12 protein-coding genes are annotated in these 16216 nt (G+C 74.7%); 4 read left to right on the forward strand and 8 right to left on the reverse strand.

Annotation, left to right across the window (positions count from 1 at the left end):
* Window positions 1-14: 14 nt before the first annotated feature.
* Window positions 15-2132, reverse strand: a complete 2118-nt coding sequence (locus tag O2V61_RS07665; protein WP_269182704.1) for a methyl-accepting chemotaxis protein — start codon at window positions 2130-2132, stop codon at window positions 15-17.
* Window positions 2133-2291: 159 nt separating this feature from the next.
* On the opposite strand from O2V61_RS07665, the gene O2V61_RS07670 reads away from it, so the two are divergent.
* From O2V61_RS07670 to O2V61_RS07680, 3 genes are all read left to right on the forward strand, one after another.
* Window positions 2292-3629, forward strand: a complete 1338-nt coding sequence (locus tag O2V61_RS07670; protein ID WP_269182705.1) for a class II 3-deoxy-7-phosphoheptulonate synthase — start codon at window positions 2292-2294, stop codon at window positions 3627-3629.
* On the forward strand, window positions 3629-4681 hold the full coding sequence (locus O2V61_RS07675) for a threonine aldolase family protein (protein WP_269182706.1): 1053 nt from the start codon (window positions 3629-3631) through the stop codon (window positions 4679-4681). Before O2V61_RS07670 ends, O2V61_RS07675 begins: the two co-directional genes overlap by 1 nt.
* A gap of 304 nt (window positions 4682-4985) precedes the next feature.
* Window positions 4986-6485 carry a GntP family permease gene (locus O2V61_RS07680; RefSeq protein ID WP_269182707.1) on the forward strand — a complete coding sequence of 500 codons (1500 nt, stop codon included), beginning with the start codon at window positions 4986-4988 and terminating at the stop codon, window positions 6483-6485.
* A 57-nt stretch (window positions 6486-6542) separates the two neighbouring features.
* Here O2V61_RS07680 and O2V61_RS07685 read toward each other — a convergent pair whose 3' ends face one another.
* From O2V61_RS07685 to O2V61_RS07700, 4 genes are all read right to left on the reverse strand, one after another.
* The gene (locus tag O2V61_RS07685) at window positions 6543-7703 is read right to left on the reverse strand and encodes a S8 family peptidase (protein ID WP_269182708.1); all 1161 of its coding nucleotides are present in this window, start codon (window positions 7701-7703) and stop codon (window positions 6543-6545) included.
* Between the two features lie 151 nt (window positions 7704-7854).
* Window positions 7855-8739, reverse strand: a complete 885-nt coding sequence (locus O2V61_RS07690; RefSeq protein ID WP_269182709.1) for a deoxyribonuclease IV — start codon at window positions 8737-8739, stop codon at window positions 7855-7857.
* Window positions 8740-8764: 25 nt separating this feature from the next.
* Window positions 8765-10783, reverse strand: a complete 2019-nt coding sequence (locus tag O2V61_RS07695) for a Stk1 family PASTA domain-containing Ser/Thr kinase (RefSeq protein WP_269182710.1) — start codon at window positions 10781-10783, stop codon at window positions 8765-8767.
* A 181-nt stretch (window positions 10784-10964) separates the two neighbouring features.
* A complete protein-coding gene (locus O2V61_RS07700; protein WP_269182711.1) occupies window positions 10965-12119 on the reverse strand; it encodes an alpha-hydroxy acid oxidase in 1155 nt (384 codons plus the stop codon).
* A 13-nt stretch (window positions 12120-12132) separates the two neighbouring features.
* Here O2V61_RS07700 and O2V61_RS07705 point away from each other — a divergent pair, with 13 nt between their 5' ends.
* Complete coding sequence (locus tag O2V61_RS07705) at window positions 12133-12456, forward strand: Rv2175c family DNA-binding protein (RefSeq protein ID WP_269182712.1); 324 nt, start codon at window positions 12133-12135, stop codon at window positions 12454-12456.
* A gap of 22 nt (window positions 12457-12478) precedes the next feature.
* Here O2V61_RS07705 and O2V61_RS07710 read toward each other — a convergent pair whose 3' ends face one another.
* From O2V61_RS07710 to O2V61_RS07720, 3 genes are read right to left on the reverse strand one after another with little or no spacing between them, the layout of a single operon-like run.
* A complete protein-coding gene (locus O2V61_RS07710; protein WP_269182713.1) occupies window positions 12479-13420 on the reverse strand; it encodes a phytoene/squalene synthase family protein in 942 nt (313 codons plus the stop codon).
* A complete protein-coding gene (gene crtI, locus O2V61_RS07715) occupies window positions 13417-14919 on the reverse strand; it encodes a phytoene desaturase family protein (protein ID WP_269182714.1) in 1503 nt (500 codons plus the stop codon). The genes O2V61_RS07710 and crtI overlap by 4 nt, the downstream gene beginning before the upstream one ends.
* Window positions 14916-16067, reverse strand: coding sequence for a polyprenyl synthetase family protein (locus tag O2V61_RS07720; protein ID WP_269182715.1), 1152 nt, complete (start codon window positions 16065-16067; stop codon window positions 14916-14918). Before O2V61_RS07720 ends, crtI begins: the two co-directional genes overlap by 4 nt.
* Between the last annotated feature and the right edge of the window lie 149 nt (window positions 16068-16216).

The raw sequence follows: 16216 nt of genomic DNA on the forward strand, positions 1-16216 counted from the left end.
ACGACCCTCGTGGCTCAGACCGTGAAGACGCCGATCAACCGGTTCAGCTCCCCGGAGAGCTGGTCCAGCTCCCGGGCAGCGGTGCGGGCGGAGTCGACGTCGGCGGCGGTGCGGTCGGCGTCGGTGGTGACGTCGTTCATCGTGTCGGTCACCGAGCTGGCCCCGTCGGCCACCGAGTTGACGCTGCGGGAGAGCTCGTTGGTGACCGCGGTCTGCTCCTCCACGGCGCTGGCGATGGTGGTCTGGTGGTCGTTCATCTCCCGGATGACCGCGACGATCTGGCTGATCGAGCCGACCGCGGCCGTGGTGTCGGCCTGGATCGACTGCACCCGCTGGTGGATCTCCTCACTGGCCCGCGAGGACTCCTGGGCCAGCTCCTTGACCTCGGTGGCGACGACGGCGAAGCCCTTGCCCGCCTCCCCGGCCCGCGCCGCCTCGATGGTGGCGTTGAGCGCCAGCAGGTTGGTCTGCTCGGCGACGGCGGAGATGACCTTGACCACGTCGCTGATCTCCCGCGAGCTGGTGCCCAGCGCCGCGATCGCGATCTCGGTGCTGGCGGCCAGCTCGACCGCACCCTGACCGACGTGGCTGGCGTCGCTCGCGCTGCGGGCGATCTCCCGGATCGCCGAGCCCATCTGTTCCGCCCCGGCCGCCGCGGACGTCACGCCCGCGCTGATGTCCCTGGCCGCCTGGTGGGCGTGCCGGGCCTGGTCCCGGCTGCGGCCGGCCCGCTCGCTCAGCCCGTCGGCCACCTGGGACACGCCCGAGGCGGAGACCGCGAGCGACCCGGCGGCGGAGCCGATGTCGCGGATCGTGCCGGCCACCTTGTCGACGAACCGGTTGAAGGCGCCGGCGAGCTCCCCGACCTCGTCCTGGGCGGAGTCGTCGACCCGCTGGGTCAGGTCACCCTCGCCGTCGGCGATCTCGGCCATCCGCTGCCGCAGTGCGTCCAGCGGCGCGGTGAGCCGTCGGCCCAGCCACCAGGCGAGCGCCAGCCCGGCGAGCCCGACCAGCACGGCACAGACCACCAGGGCGCTGAACATCTCGGAGCGGCCCTCGTCGAGCCGGTCGACCGCGGCGGCGAAGTCGCTGTCTTGCGCGTCGACCACCAGCACCCAGTCCCAGGGCGCGTAGTAGCTGACCTGCACCGTGTGCGACCCGGTCTCGGCATCGCGGTACCGGACCGTCGCCTGCTCGCCCGGCGCCAGGCCGACGGCGGCCGTGACCACCTCCTGGATCCAGGGCTTGCCATCGGCGTCCTGCGCCTCCAGCAGGGAGGTGCCCTCGGACTGGCCGTCCTTGCTGATCAGCACCGTGCCGGCGCGGTCGCCGGTGCCACCGAGTGCCCAGACCGTGCCGTTCTCCCCGGCGGTGGTGGTCTGCAGGCTCTCCCGCAGGGCAGGCAGGTTCTCCTGCTTCACGCCGACGTACAGCATGCCGATCACCGCACCGGACTCGTCGAGCAGCGGCTCGTAGGCGGTGACGTACCAGGAGTCGACGACGAACGCCGTCCCGCGGTAGGTCTGTCCGCTGAGCACCGCCGAGACGACGGGGTTGGCCACTCCGCCCGCGCCGACCGCGGGGATGTAGGTGCCGATCGCCCGGGTGCCGGTCGCGCCGACCACGTTCGTCGCCACCCGGAGCATGTCCCCGGCCGGGTTCATCCGCTGGAAGACCGTCGCCGTACCGCCGACCAGCTCCTGCACCTGGTCCACGACCGGGGTGGGCACCGCGACCTCGGCGTTCTTGCCCAGCCAGGTCCCGCCGACCTCGACGCGGGGAAGCGCGACGGGGACGACCTCGCTGGTCACCTGGTTCTTCGCGTCCCAGGGGACGGTGTTGCGGGTGGCCGAGCCGAGCCCGAACCCGCCGGCCTGCTCCAGCACGTAGCCGGCCACCTGCAGGTCGCCGTCGACGGCCGCGGCCGTGGAGTCGCCCTGGCTGGAGACGACGTCGTACACGCCGTCGGCGGTCTGCTCGATGCTGTGCTGCACCATCTCGCGGACGTCGGCCTCGGCGTCCGCGGCGAACTCGCCGCTCTGCCAGGCGCTCACCCCGAGCATGGCCGCTGCGGTCACGGTGACGCTGGCCACAGCCAGCGCCACCACCTTCGTCCTGATGTCCTTGCGCACGTCGTGCTCCCCTGGCCCGCTTCCCCGGGCGGGAGAGATCCCCGCCTCGCGCAGCTCATCGGCAGTCGAGTCGATCTCCGGTACCGGTGGGACAGCAGGGGCGTCCCACCAGCCGGACGGGATGCCCGGAGGGGGAGTCGTGCGCCGTACCCTCAGGGGGTGAGCCTCCCTGAACCCGCCGAGCTCCTGCCGGACCTGGACCGGTGGCGGGGACTGCCCGCCGCCCAGCAGCCGGAGTGGCCCGACCGGGCCGCCGTGGACGCCGTGCTGTCGACGCTGTCGAGCGTGCCGCCGATCGTGGCGCCGGCCGAGGTCGACACCCTGCGCCAGCAGCTGGCCGACGTCGCCCAGGGCAAGGCCTTCCTGCTGCAGGGCGGCGACTGCGCCGAGACGTTCGACCTGAACACCGAGCCGCACCTGCAGGCGACCACGCGCACGCTGCTGCAGATGGCCGTCGTGCTCACCTACGGCGCGAGCGTGCCGGTGGTCAAGGTGGGCCGGGTGGCCGGGCAGTACGCCAAGCCGCGCAGCTCCAACATCGACGCCCTGGGCCTGCCGTCCTACCGCGGCGACATGGTCAACTCGCTGAACCCGGTGCTCGAGGAGCGGATCCCCGACCCGAACCGGCTGGTGCGCGCCTACGCCAACTCCGCGGCCGCGATGAACATGATCCGCGCCTACGCCCGGGGCGGGCTGGCCGACCTGCACGCCGTGCACGACTGGAACAAGGACTTCGTCGCCAGCTCGCCGGCCGGGGTGCGCTACGAGGTCGTCGCCCAGGAGATCGACCGGGCGCTGGCGTTCATGAAGGCCTGCGGCATCGACGACGCCGCGCTGCGCGGGGTGGAGCTCTACAGCAGCCACGAGGCGCTGATCCTGGACTACGAGCGCGCGCTGACGCGGATGTACGAGGGCCGCCCGTACGCGCTGAGCGCGCACTTCGTCTGGGTCGGGGAGCGCACCCGGCAGATGGACGGCGCGCACATCGAGTTCGTCTCCAAGCTGGCCAACCCGATCGGCGTGAAGATCGGCCCGGGCACCACCCCGGAGCAGGCCACCGAGCTGGTGGAGCGGCTGGACCCCGACGGCGTCCCCGGCCGGCTCACGCTGATCAGCCGGATGGGCAACGGCAAGATCCGCGACGTCCTGCCCGGGATCGTGGAGAAGGTCACCGCCAGCGGCCACCAGGTGGTGTGGCAGTGCGACCCGATGCACGGGAACACCCACGAGTCGCCCAGCGGGTACAAGACCCGGCACTTCGACCGGGTGGTCGACGAGGTGCTGGGCTTCTTCGACGTGCACCGCGGCCTGGGCACCTGGCCCGGGGGCATCCACGTCGAGCTCACCGGTGAGGACGTCACCGAGTGCCTGGGCGGGGCCATGGAGATCAGCGACGCCGACCTGAACAGCCGGTACGAGACGGCCTGCGACCCGCGCCTGAACACCGGTCAGTCGCTGGAACTGGCGTTCCTGGTCACCGAGATGCTGCGCAGCTGATGTACGGCATCGACACCGACGGCCCGGCCACCCGCGGGGACGTCGTCGACCTGCGCTCGGACACCCTGACCCGGCCGACCCCGGCGATGCGCCGGGCGATGGCCGAGGCGGAGGTGGGCGACGACGTCTACCGCGAGGACCCGACGGTCAACGCGCTGGAGGCGCGGGTCGCCGAGCTGTTCGGCCACGAGGCCGCGCTGTTCGTGCCGTCCGGGACGATGGGCAACCAGATCGGGCTGCGGCTGGTCTGCGAGCCCGGCCAGGAGGTGCTCGGGGACGCCGACGCGCACGTCCTCACCTACGAGATGGGCGCCGCGGCGGCGCTGTTCGGGCTCTCGTCCCGGACGGTCGTCTCCGACGGCGGCCGGCTGTCGGCCGACCAGCTGATCGCCCAGGTGCGCCCGCACGGCGACTGGCACCTCACCGCCACCGCCGCGATCGCCGTGGAGAACACCCACAACCGCGGCGGCGGGCTGGTGCAGCCGCTCGCCGAGCTGGAGCGTCTCTTCACCTGGTCCCGCACCGCCGGGGTCAACGTGCACCTGGACGGCGCCCGGGTCTTCAACGCGGCCGTGGCCTCCGGCGTCCCGCTGGCCACCTACGGGCGGCTGGCCGACACCGCCTCGGTGTGCCTGTCCAAGGGGCTCGGCGCGCCGGTCGGGTCGGTGCTGGTCGCCAGCGCCGAGCGGATCGCCGCGGCCCGGCTGTGGCGCAAGCGGCTCGGCGGCGGGATGCGCCAGGTCGGGGTCCTCGCCGCGGCTGCCTCCTACGCGCTGGACCACCACCTCGACCGGCTGGCCATCGACCACGAGCACGCCCGCCTGCTCGCCGAGCGCCTCGGCGTCGACCCGGCGACGGTGGAGACGAACATGGTGGTCGTCGACGACGTCCCGGCCCCGGCCGTGGCCGAGGCGGCCAAGGCCCAGGGAGTGCTGGTCGGTCAGGTCAGCGCCCGGCGGGTCCGGCTGGTCACCCACCTGGACGTCGACCGGGACGGCGTGGAGCGGGCCGCCAAGGTGCTCACCCAGGTGATCGGCGACCTCGCCGGCTGAGCCGGCGACGGGGTCAGCGGCGCCCCTGCCGGCGGAGGACCGCACGGCGCAGCGCGCTGTGACACCACCACCCGGAGAACCCGGTGGAGATCGGGTTCACCGCCCGGCGCAGCCGTCGCCCGGCTCGGGACATCCCGCGCCCCCCGCATCGCGGCGCCGCCGGCCGCCGGGCCGATGATGCCGCAGCCGGACCCGTCCGACACCCGGCGAGCACTCGCGCGCAGGTGATCACCGCTGTCACAGTGGTCCCCTCGTCCGCGCCCGCGGTCGAGTCCGCGTCGCCGTCGACTCGAAGAGGTCCCCCGTGCCAGAAGTCGAACCCGCCCTGGGCACCACACCGCTGTTGCTGATCGCCGTGGGTGCCGTCGCCGTGCTGCTCGTCCTGATCATGAAGTTCAAGGTGCACGCCTTCGTGGCGCTGGTGCTGGTCAGCCTGCTGACCGCGCTGGCGACCGGGATCCCCATCGGGGACGTCATCGACACCCTGTTGGCCGGGTTCGGCTCGACCCTGGCGGCCGTCGCGCTGCTGGTCGGGCTGGGCGCGATGATCGGCAAGCTGCTGGAGGTCACCGGCGGCGCCACCGTGCTGGCCGACTCGATGGTCAACCGGTTCGGGGAGAAGCGGGCGCCGCTGGCCCTGGGCGTCGCGTCGCTGCTGTTCGGCTTCCCGATCTTCTTCGACGCCGGCTTCGTCGTCTTCCTGCCGCTCATCTTCAGCGTCGCCCGCCGGTTCGGTGGGTCGGTGCTGCTCTACGCGCTGCCGTCGGCGGGTGCCTTCGCGGTCATGCACGCCTTCGTGCCGCCGCACCCGGGCCCGGTCGGCGCCGGCGACATCCTGGGCGCCGACATCGGGCTCCTGGTCGTCGTCGGCCTGGTCATCGGCCTGCCCACCTGGTTCATCTCCTGCTACCTGTTCAGCCGGTGGATCGGTGGTCGGATCATGGTCCCGATCCCGTCCACCCTGGCCGGTCGCAAGTCCGAGGCCGACGACCCCCGGGTCGACACCGACGTCGACGACGCGGGCGGCCCGGACGGCGGTGGCCGGGGTGGGGCGGCGGGCACGGGTGGCGGCGCCACCGTGGCCGCCGGCACGGCGACGTCGACGGACACCCGGACCGGGCCGCCGAAGTTCAGCACCGTGCTGGCCCTGCTGCTCCTGCCGCTGGTGCTGATCCTGCTCAACACCGGCTTCAACACCCTGGTCACGGCCGGGGCGGTCGACGGCGAGGCCGGCTGGCTGGACTGGGTGACCCTGCTCGGCCAGACGCCGGTGGCGCTGCTGATCACGTTGCTGGTCGCCGCCACGGTGCTCAGCCGCGAGCGGTTCTCCCGCGCGGAGACCGAGGACCTGCTCAACTCCTCGATCGGTCCGGTCGCGGCGATCATCCTGATCACCGGCGCCGGTGGCATGTTCGGGGGAGTGCTGCGCGCCAGCGGCATCGGCACGGCGCTGGCCGACAGCCTGGAGACGATCGGCCTGCCGGTGATCGTCGCGGCCTTCGTGATCGCGACCTGCCTGCGGGTCGCCCAGGGCTCGGCGACGGTCTCGTTGCTGACCACCGCCGCGCTGATCGCCCCGGCGGCGGCGGAGAACGACCTCTCCCGGCTGGACACCGCGCTGGTGGTCATCGCGATCGCCTGTGGCGCCACCGTGCTCTCGCACGTCAACGACTCCGGGTTCTGGCTGGTCGGCCGGTTCCTGGAGATGGACGTGAAGACGACCCTGCGCACCTGGACGGTGATGGTGACGCTGATCGGGGTGGTCGGCTTCGTCATCTCCTGGGCGCTGAGCTTCGTCCTCTAGCGCCTCAGCGGCCGGGCCGGGTCGCCCGTGCGAGCGGACGACCCGGCCCAGCCGGGCTCACCAGGGGCTGAAGAGCAGGTCGTTGTCCGCGGTGCGCGTCGTGGACACCCGGTCCTTGGTGGCCGCCGCGGTGATCGCGCCGGCCACCGTGGCCGGGGAGGCTGCGGGGTCGCCCTGCAGGTAGAGCGCGGCGACGCCGGCCACGTGCGGGGTGGCCATCGACGTCCCGCTGATCGTGCGGGTGGCCGTGGTCGAGGTGTGCCACGCGCTGGTGATGCCCACGCCCGGGGCGAACAGGTCGACACAGGGGCCGTGGTTGCTGAACGACGCCGGTGCGTCGGAACGGTCGGTGGCGCCGACGGTGAGGGCGGCGTCCACCCGGGACGGCGAGCCGGTGCAGGCGTCCTGCGGGACCCCGGCGGCGTCACCGTTCCCGGCCGCGACGGCGTAGCTGACCCCGTCGGCGACGGACCGCTGCACGGCCAGGTCCAGCGCGCTGCTGGCGCCGCCGCCCAGGCTCATGTTGGCCACCGCCGGGGCGCCCGCCCGGTGGTGGGCGGTGACCCAGTCGATCCCGGCGATGACGCCGGCGGTGGTGCCGCTGCCGGCACAGTCCAGCACCCGGACGGCGACCAGCCGCACTCCCTTGGCCACCCCGTACCGCGCGCCGCCGACGGTGCCCGCGACGTGCGTGCCGTGCCCGTTGCAGTCGTCGGCCCGCCCGCCGTCCACCGCGTCGTAGCCGGAGACCGCACGGCCACCGAAGTCGCGGTGGGCGAGCCGGATGCCGGTGTCGATGACGTAGGCGGTGACGCCTGCGCCGGTGGCGTCCCAGCTGTAGGACCCGCCGAGCGGCAGGTCGCGCTGGTCGGTGCGGTCCAGGCCCCAGGGGGCGCTGGACTGGGTGGCCTCGACCTGCACCGGGGCGTCCCGCTCGACGGCGGCGACCCCGGGGAGCGTGGCGAGCCGGGCGGCGACCTCGGGGCGCAGCGTGACCGCGAAGCCCTCCAGCGCCGCGGTGTAGACGTGCTCGACGTGGCCGCCCAGCCGGGAGGTGGCCAGGGCGGCGACGGAGGCCGGCACCGAACCCGGGGTGAGGCTGACGATGTAGGTGGCCGCATCGCCCGGGGCGGCGGCGGCGGTCCCGGTGGTGAGGCCGACGCCGGTGAGGGTGAGGGCGGCCACGGCGGTGGTGGCCAGGGTCCTGCGGATGTGCACGGCGGTTCTCCTCGGTCCAGGTCATCGCAATGAGCTGCGACTGCGACACGGAGAGTGAAACCGTTGGGTCGTACCAGCGGAAGGTGCCCGGCCGTGGGAATCGGTTGCGTCCGGCGTTTCCTGCCACTCGGCGAGTCGTGGCAGCGGCGGGTCAGCCGGGGACGAGGGCGCCGTCGCGCAGGGCGCAGAGCAGCGCGATGTCCTTGGCGTGGCCGTCGTCGGCGCTGGGGGTCTCCACGACCACCGGGACCCCGGCCATCGTCGGGTGGGTGAGCAGTTCGGCGAACGGCGCGGCACCGATCGAGCCGGCCCCGATGGTGGTGTGCCGGTCGCGGGTGGAGCCGCAGCCGTCGAGCGAGTCGTTGGCGTGCACGAGCCCCAGCCGGCCCGGGCCCACGGTGGCCTCCAGCGCGTCCAGTGTGGCCGCCATCCCGCCCGGGGTGGCCAGGTCGTGCCCGGCGGCCCAGGCGTGGCAGGTGTCGAAGCAGACGCCGACGGCGGGGTGGTGGTCCAGGGCGGCCAGGTAGGGGCCCAGGTCCTCGACGGTGGCCGCCAGGGACCTGCCGCCGCCGGCGGTCGGTTCGATCAGCAGGCGGGGCGCGCCCTCTCCGAGCTCGTCGAGCACCGGCAGCAGCCGCTCGTGCAGCTGGGCCAGTGCGGCCTCGTACCGGTCGGCGTCGACCGCCGAACCGGCGTGCACCACGACCCCGGCACACCCGAGCCGGGTGGCCCGGGCGAGGTTGTGCCGGATCGTCGCGATCGACTGCTCGACCGTCGCCTCGTTCGGGGACCCGACGTTCACCAGGAACGGCGTGTGCACGAAGGAGGGCACCCCGCGCTCGGCGCACCCGGTGGTGAACGCGGCGTCCTGCGCCGGGTCACCGGCGCTGGGCCGCCAGCCGCGCGGGTTCCCGACGAACACCTGGACGGCGCGGGCGCCCACGGCATCGGTGTAGGCGAGCCCGCCCGTGGCCAGGCCGCCCTTGATCTGGATGTGCGCCCCGATCGCGGGCAGCACGGCAGGAGAGGAGGTCACGGCGTGCAGGTCACCCGGACGTCGCTCACCCGAACGTCACCAGGATGGTCACCGACGAGCCCAGGTCGACGACCTCGCCGGCCCCGGGGGTCTGCCGCAGCACCTGGTTGCCGAAGAACTGGGTGACCTCGGCCTCCAGGCCGGCCTCCTCGAGGGTGGCGATCGCCTCCTCGCGGCTCCGGCCGGTGACGTCGGGGACCGCCACCTGCGGCAGGCCCTCGGACACCGTGATCGTCACCGTGCTGCCGTAGGGCTGTGCGCCCGCACCCGGTCCGGGGCTGACCGCCATGACCGCGCCGGTGGCGACGTCGGCGCTGCGACCGGTGGCCCGCTCGACGGTGAACCCCAGCTGCTCCAGGTTGCTCTCGGCGGCGTCCGGGCTCTGGCCGACGACGTTGGGCACCGCGACGGGCGCCCGGCCGGAGGAGACCACGACGGTGACCGTGTCACCGCGCTTGAGCTCCGTGCCCGGCGCAGGGTCGAAGCGGATCACGTCGCCCGTGTCGACGTCGTCGCTGTAGTCCTCCACGGTGCTGAAGGCGAGGTCGGGGAACTGGGTCTGCAGTTGGGCGAGGACGGCGTCGGCGGGCTGGCCGGCCAGCGCCGGGTCGACCGCGAACCGCTCCGGTCCCTTGGAGACGACGAGCTCCACGTCCGAGCCGCGGATCGCCTCGCCCGCGGCGGGCTCGGCGGTGATCACCGCACCGGACGGGACGGTCTCGCTGAACTGCTCCTCGGTCAGCACCGGGTCCAGGCCGGCCTCCTGCAGCAGGCCGACCGCGGTGTCCTGGTCCTTGTTGAGCAGGTCGGGGACCTCGGTCCAGCGCCCGACGCCCAGCCACCAGCCGATCGCGCCGATGGTCACCGCCAGCAGCAGCACCACCGCGATGCCCAGCTGGGCACGGCGACGGCGGATGTGCGGGGGCACCCCGGGTCGGACGACGGGCGGGCGCGGGCCGACGCCGGGGCGGGCGCTGCCCACGGCGGTGGTCGGGCCGGTGCCCATGCCCGGCAGCACCGTGGTGCCCCGGCCGCGCTCCACCGGGCCACCGATCACCTCGGTGTGCGGGTCGCCGGCCCGCCCGCCCGGCGCGCTGGGCTGCCGGGGACGGGGTGCGGTCGGGCGGTTGGTCGGGCGGAGCGTGGCCGGGTTGTCGGCCGGCAGGCCGGTGGGCACCGGGACGCGGGCCAGGCCCAGGTCGGCGCGCAGGTCGGTCAGCTCGGCCAGGAAGGCGCCGGCGTCCAGCGGCCGGGCGGCCGGGTCGCGCCGGGTGGTCCGGGTGACCAGCTCGTCGACCTGCCACGGCACCGTCGGCACCTCGGCCGAGGGCGCCGGCACGTCGTGGTGCACGTGCTGGTAGGCCACCGCCAGCGGGGTGTCGCCGGCGTAGGGCGGGTGGCCGGTGAGCAGCTCGTAGAGCATCACGCCGGCGGCGTAGACGTCGCTGCGGGCGTCGCTGCGGCCGCGCTCCAGCTGCTCGGGGGAGAGGTAGGCGACCGTGCCGATGAGCACGCCGCCGGTGTGGCTGGTCTGCCCGGTGCCGGCCACCGCGCGGGCGAGCCCGAAGTCGGCCACCTTGACCTGGCCGTCGGTGGAGATGAGCACGTTCTCCGGCTTGACGTCGCGGTGCGCGATCCCGGCCCGGTGGGCCGCGGTCAGCCCGGACAGCACCGGCTCCAGGACGGCGAACGCCTCGCCCACGGTCAGCCGGCCGCGGGCCTGCAGCAGGTCGCGCAGCGTGCGACCGCGGACCAGCTCCATGACCAGGTAGACCAGCCCCTGGTCGCTGCCCTGGTCGCTGACGGAGACCACGTTGACGTGGCTGAGCATCGCGGTGGCCCGGGCCTCCCGGGTGAACCGGTCGACGAAGGCGGGGTCGTGCGCCAGGTGCTCGGCCATCACCTTGACCGCCACGGTGCGGTGCAGGCGCAGGTCGGTCGCGGCGTAGACGGTGGACATGCCGCCACGTGCCAGACGCTCCTCGAGGCGGTAACGCCCCTCGAGGACGAGGCCGACCACGGGGTCGGTCACGACGGTCTCCACGCCGGCGAGTCTAGGAGCGGATCGGGGTGCGTGGCCCGAACGACGCGAGCTGCCAGGTCACGGTCTGGACACCAGGGACCTGGAGTGACCAGGTGGACGCGTGGGGTCGCCGGAGGTGGTCGGTCCGGGGCGCCGGTGGCCAGTGGGGTGGCTGTGCCCGGACGGCGCGCCGACCCGCTGATCACCGGCTGGGCCACGGCCGGACGACGGTGTCGCGTGGCACCGCCCGCACGTCGTCGACTCCGCACAGGGCCATGGTGTGGGCCAGCTCCTCGGTCAGCCCGCTGATCACCCGGGCCACGCCGTCGGCGCCTCCGGTGGTCAGCCCCCACACCGTGGGCCGGCCGAGGAAGACCGCCCGGGCGCCCAGCGCCAGGGCGGTGAGGACGTCGGACCCGGTGCGGATCCCCCCGTCGGCGTAGACCTCGGCGTCGTCCCCGACCGCCTCGACCACCTCCGGCAGCGCGTCGGCGCTGGCGACCGCGGGGTCGGCCTGCCGCCCGCCGTGCGTGGAGACCCACACCGCCGCGGCCCCGGCGGCCACGCACCGGGCCGCATCGTCGCCGCGCAGCACCCCCTTGACCACCACCGGGAGCCCGGAGACGTCGGTGAACCGGCCGATGTCGGCGAAGGTCCAGGTCGGCGTCTCGGCGGCCGCCAGTGGCGGCTGGGTCCCCGTCACGGGCGGGTGGTTGGCCAGTCGGAGGCCGGCGGGCAGCGCGAAGTCGTGCCGCAGGTCGCGGTGCCGGCGGCCGAGCACCGGCAGGTCGACGGTGAGCACGAGCGCGCCGTAGCCAGCCTGCCCGGCCCGGCGGGCCAGGTCGTCGGTGTGGGCGGGGGAGTGCAGCCGGTAGAGCTGGAACCAGCGCGGCCCGGCCGGGCGGGCCGCGGCGACCTCCTCCAGCGAGGTCGTCGCGCTGGTCGACACGGTCATCAGCGCACCGGTCGTGGCCGCGCCGCGGGCGGTGGCCAGCTCGCCGTCCGGGTGCGCCATCGCCTGGTAGGCCCACGGGGCGACCCCGATCGGGGTGTCCACCTCCGCGCCCAGCAGCGTGGTGCCCAGCTGCGCACTCGTGACCCCGCGCAGCACCCGGGGGCGCAGCCGCCACGTCCGCCAGGCGGCCGGCGCCTCGGCCAGGGTGGTCTCGGCGCCGGCGCCGCCGGCGTAGTAGTCGGCGACGTCGGGCGGCAACAGCTCCCGGGCCCGCTCGGCGAGCGCGTCGAGGTCGAGGTACGGCGGCTCGCGGCCGGGGTCGTCCGGGGTGGCCGGGGCATCGCTGCCCCGCTGCGGCTGGCTGAGCCGGGGACCGTTCGCCGGGGCTGCACTGTGCGCCATAGGCTGGCAGCCTATGGACACGTACACCCCCGCGGAGGTCGCCGAGCAGCTCGGCGTCTCGACGAACAAGGTCCGTCAGCTGATCGCCGAGCGGAAGCTCATGGCCGTGCCCGGCAGCGGCAACAGCAAGATCCCGGTGGACTTCGTGCAGGACGGGATCATCCTCAAGCACCTGCCTGGCCTGCTCACGGTGCTCTACGACGGCCGGTTCACCGACGAAGAGGCCTTCGAGTGGCTGTTCCGCGAGGACGACTCGCTGCCGGGCACGCCGGTGCAGGCCCTGCGGGACGACCGGCACACCGAGGTCACCCGCCGGGCCCAGGCCCTGGCGCTGTAGCCACCCGGCGTACTCGGTCGGCCTACGTGTCCCTCGCGGGCCTGCTGCCGACCCGGGCGACCTGGGCGGCGGCCAGCCGGCGGGCGAACACCGCCAGACGCCGCGGCTTGGACACCCGCACCCGGCGGTCCAGCACCCGGTGGTCGGCGCGCTCGATCTCGGTGAGGATCCCGCCGTAGAGGGCGGTGGCCGCGCGCACGCAGTCCCGGGACTCGCGGGCCAGCATCGGGGTGCCCGGTGCCGCGTCGTCGTAGCGGCGCCGGGTGACCGCGACCATCTCCCGCATCAGCTCGGCGAAGCCGGGGGAGTGCCGCTTGGCGGCGAGCTGCTCACGGGTGACCCCGTGCGCGGCCATCAGGTCCGCCGGCAGGTACACCCGGCCACGGTCGACGTCCTCGGCGACGTCGCGCAGGAAGTTGGTCAGCTGGAACGCCTCGCCCAACGCGATCGCGTGCGGTGCGGCCTCCTCCCGGGCGACCCCGGGGGCGGTGCCCAGCACCGGGAGCACCTGCAGGCCGATGACCGACGCCGACCCCCACATGTACCGGTCCAGGGCGGCCAGGTCGGCGTAGCCGGTGACGTCGAGGTCGCTGGTCATCGCGGCCAGGAAGTCGACCAGGTGCTCCATCGGGATGTCGTAGCGGCGGTAGGTGTGCACCAGCGCCAGCCGCACCGGGTCGTCGGACCAGCCGGCCTCGACCTCCTCCAGCGCCGCCTTCGACCAGGCCAGCAGCTCGCCCTCGGGGTCCCGCCCGGGCTGGTCGGCGCCGACGTCGACGATGTCGTCGGCCACCCGGGCGGCGGCGTACAGCGCGTGGATCGCCGCCCGGCGGTCCGGGGTGAGCAGCCGGGTGGCCAGGAAGTAGGACTTGCCGTGCTCGGCGGCGATCCCGCGGCACACGGCGTAGGCGGCGTCCAGCCGGGCCTGCTGCTGCACCCGGGTGGGCGGCGGTGCGGTGGTCATCCCTGGGCTCCCGTGATCCGCTCGGCAGCCAGCCGGCCGCTGATCACCACCATCGGCACCCCGACGCCGGGCTGGACCGACGAACCGGCCAGGACGACGTTCTCCGGCCCGCTGCGGGGCAGCGTGGACGGCCGGAACGGCCCGGTCTGCCCGAAGGTGTGCGCGAGTGCGAACGGGGTGCCCGCTTCCATGCCCTGGGCGGCCCAGTCGACCGGCGTGAGCAGCTCCTCGACCTCGATCGACCCGCCGATCCCGGTCCAGCCGCGCGCCTCCAGGGTGGCCAGCAGCTCGTCGCGGTAGCGGGGGGCCAGCGCCGGCCAGTCCAGGTCGGGGTTGCCGCCGCTGCGCGGGTCGAGGTTCGGCGTCGGGGCGACCACGCTGAGCACCTGACCGCCGTCGGGCGCGAGCGAGCGGTCGGTCACCGACGGCATGCTGATCAGCAGGCTCGGGTCGCTCATCGGGCGGCCGTCGCGGGTCAGCTCGTCGAAGACCTGCTCCCAGGCGGCGCCGAAGCTGATGGTGTGGTGCGCCTGGCCGGGCAGCTCGGCCCGCACTCCCAGGTGCAGCGCCACGCAGGACGGCGAGTAGACCGGGCGCCGCGGCCCGCGCAGCCCGGGCACCAGCCGGTGCGGGGCGTCGGCGGTCACCACGACGGCGTCGGCGGGCAGCAGGTCCCCGCCCTCGAGCGCCACCCCGGTGACCCGGCCGCCGGCCAGCTCCAGCTCGGCCACCTCCGTGCCGTAGCGGAACTCCACCCCGGCGTCGGCGGCGGCGGCGGCCATCGCCCGGGGGACGGCGCCGATCCCGCCCTGCGGGTGCCAGACCCCGGCCCCGATGTCGAGCTGGGCGATGACCGCGTAGGCGGCGATCGCCCGGAACGGGGAGACCCCGGCGTAGAGCGCCTGGAAGCTGAACAGCCGGCGCATCCGGTCGTCGGTGAAGGCCGCCTCGACGTGCTTGGACAGCCGGCGGAACCCACCGCGACGGACCAGGGACAGCAGCTCGGGGCCCAGCAGGTCCAGGGGGGAGTCGAGGTTGCGGTCGATGAACGTGCGCAGCTGCAGCTCGTAGAGCTCGGCGAGGTCGTCGAGGTAGCGCAGCAGCGCCGCGGCCTCGCCGGCGCCGCACAGCCGCTCCACCTCGGCGGCGAAGGCGGTCCGGTCGGCGTGCACGTCCAGGTGCGACCCGTCGGCGAACTGGGCCCGGTAGGTGGTGTCCAGGGCGGTGAGGGTCAGCCGGTCGGACATCGTCTCGCCGACCGCGGCGAAGGCGTCGGCGACCAGCTCGGGGGCGGTGAACACCGAGGGGCCGGTGTCCAGGGCGTACCCGGACCGCTCGACCCGGCCGGCCCGCCCGCCGGGGCCGGGGCAGCGGTCGACGACGGTGACCTCCCGTCCGGCGCCGCGCAGCCGCAGCGCCGCGGACAGGCCGGCCAGGCCGGCCCCGATCACCACGATCCGGTCGGTGCGCCCGGGGACGGTGCGCAGGGTCCTGCTCACGCGGTGCGGATGGTGGCGGCGACGGCGAGGGCGTCCAGCGCGGCGCGCGCCTCGTCGCTGATGGGTGCCGCGGCGATCGCCGCGCGGGCCACGGCGGTCCGGTCGGCGATCCGCTCCTCGACCCGGGTGCGGGCGCCGGTCTCCTCGAGCAGGGTGCGCAGCGCGGCCAGCTGCTCCGGACCGGCGTCCGGGTCGCCGAGCGCCCTGCTCAACAGCCGCAGGCCGGCCTCGTCGGCCCGCTCCTCGGCCAGCGCGATCAGCAGCGTCTGCTTGCCCTCGCGCAGGTCGTCGTCCACGGACTTGCCGGTGACGGCGGGGTCGCCGAAGACGCCGAGCACGTCGTCGCGGAGCTGGAAGGCCTCGCCGAGCGGCAGGCCGATGGCGGTGTACGCCTCGCTGACGTCGGGGCCGGCCCCGGCGATCGCGGCGCCGAGCTGCAGTGGCCGCTGCACCGTGTAGCCGGCGCTCTTGTACCGGGCCACGGTCAGGGCGCCACCGGGCCCGGGCAGCCCGCCGTCGGCGCGCAGCAGGTCCAGGTACTGCCCGGCGGTCACCTCGGTGCGCATGGTGTCCCAGACCCCGCGGGCGCGGGCCAGGGCGGGTGCGGAGATGCCCGACCGGCGGAGCAGCTCGTCGGACCAGACCAGGGCGAGGTCGCCGACGAGGATCGCGGCCCCGACGCCGAACCCGGTGGCGTCGCCGTGGAGGCCGGCGTCGACGTGTCGGGTCGCGAAGCCGATGTGGGTCGCCGGGCGGCCGCGGCGGGTCAGTGCGCCGTCCATCACGTCGTCGTGGACCAGCGCACTGGCGTGCACGAACTCCACGGCGGAGACGGCACGCAGCACGTCGGCATCGGCCTCGGCCACGCCGGCCGCGCCGGCCGTGGCCCCGCGCCAGCCCCAGTAGGCGAACAGTGGCCGCAGTCGCTTCCCGCCCTCGGCCAGCGCGCAGACCTCGTCGACGACCGGGACGAGCGAGTCGTCCATCGCGGCCAGGGTCTGCCGCTGCTCGGCCAGGAACCCGGCCAGCGCGGCGGCGACAGCCGCGCGGACCCGCTCCACGTCGGCGGCTCCCGGCTCGATCGGGACCCGGACGGGCGGCTGGCGGCGTTGGGTCCCGGCGGTCACCGAGCCAGTATCGCCCGTCATGATCGGACGTTGCCCGTTCACCCTGGCTGGTGCGGCCGTCGTCTCCACTGGGCCTCCTCCTCCGCCGGCCGCGCCGGCCCGCCGTGTCGCGGGCCGTCCGAGCGCCGTCCGGGGTTGCTTCTGCCGCGACCCCGCCGGTGGATGCAGCT

The sequence above is a fragment of the Modestobacter sp. VKM Ac-2985 genome, from assembly GCF_026967925.1.
Classification (GTDB): domain Bacteria; phylum Actinomycetota; class Actinomycetes; order Mycobacteriales; family Geodermatophilaceae; genus Modestobacter.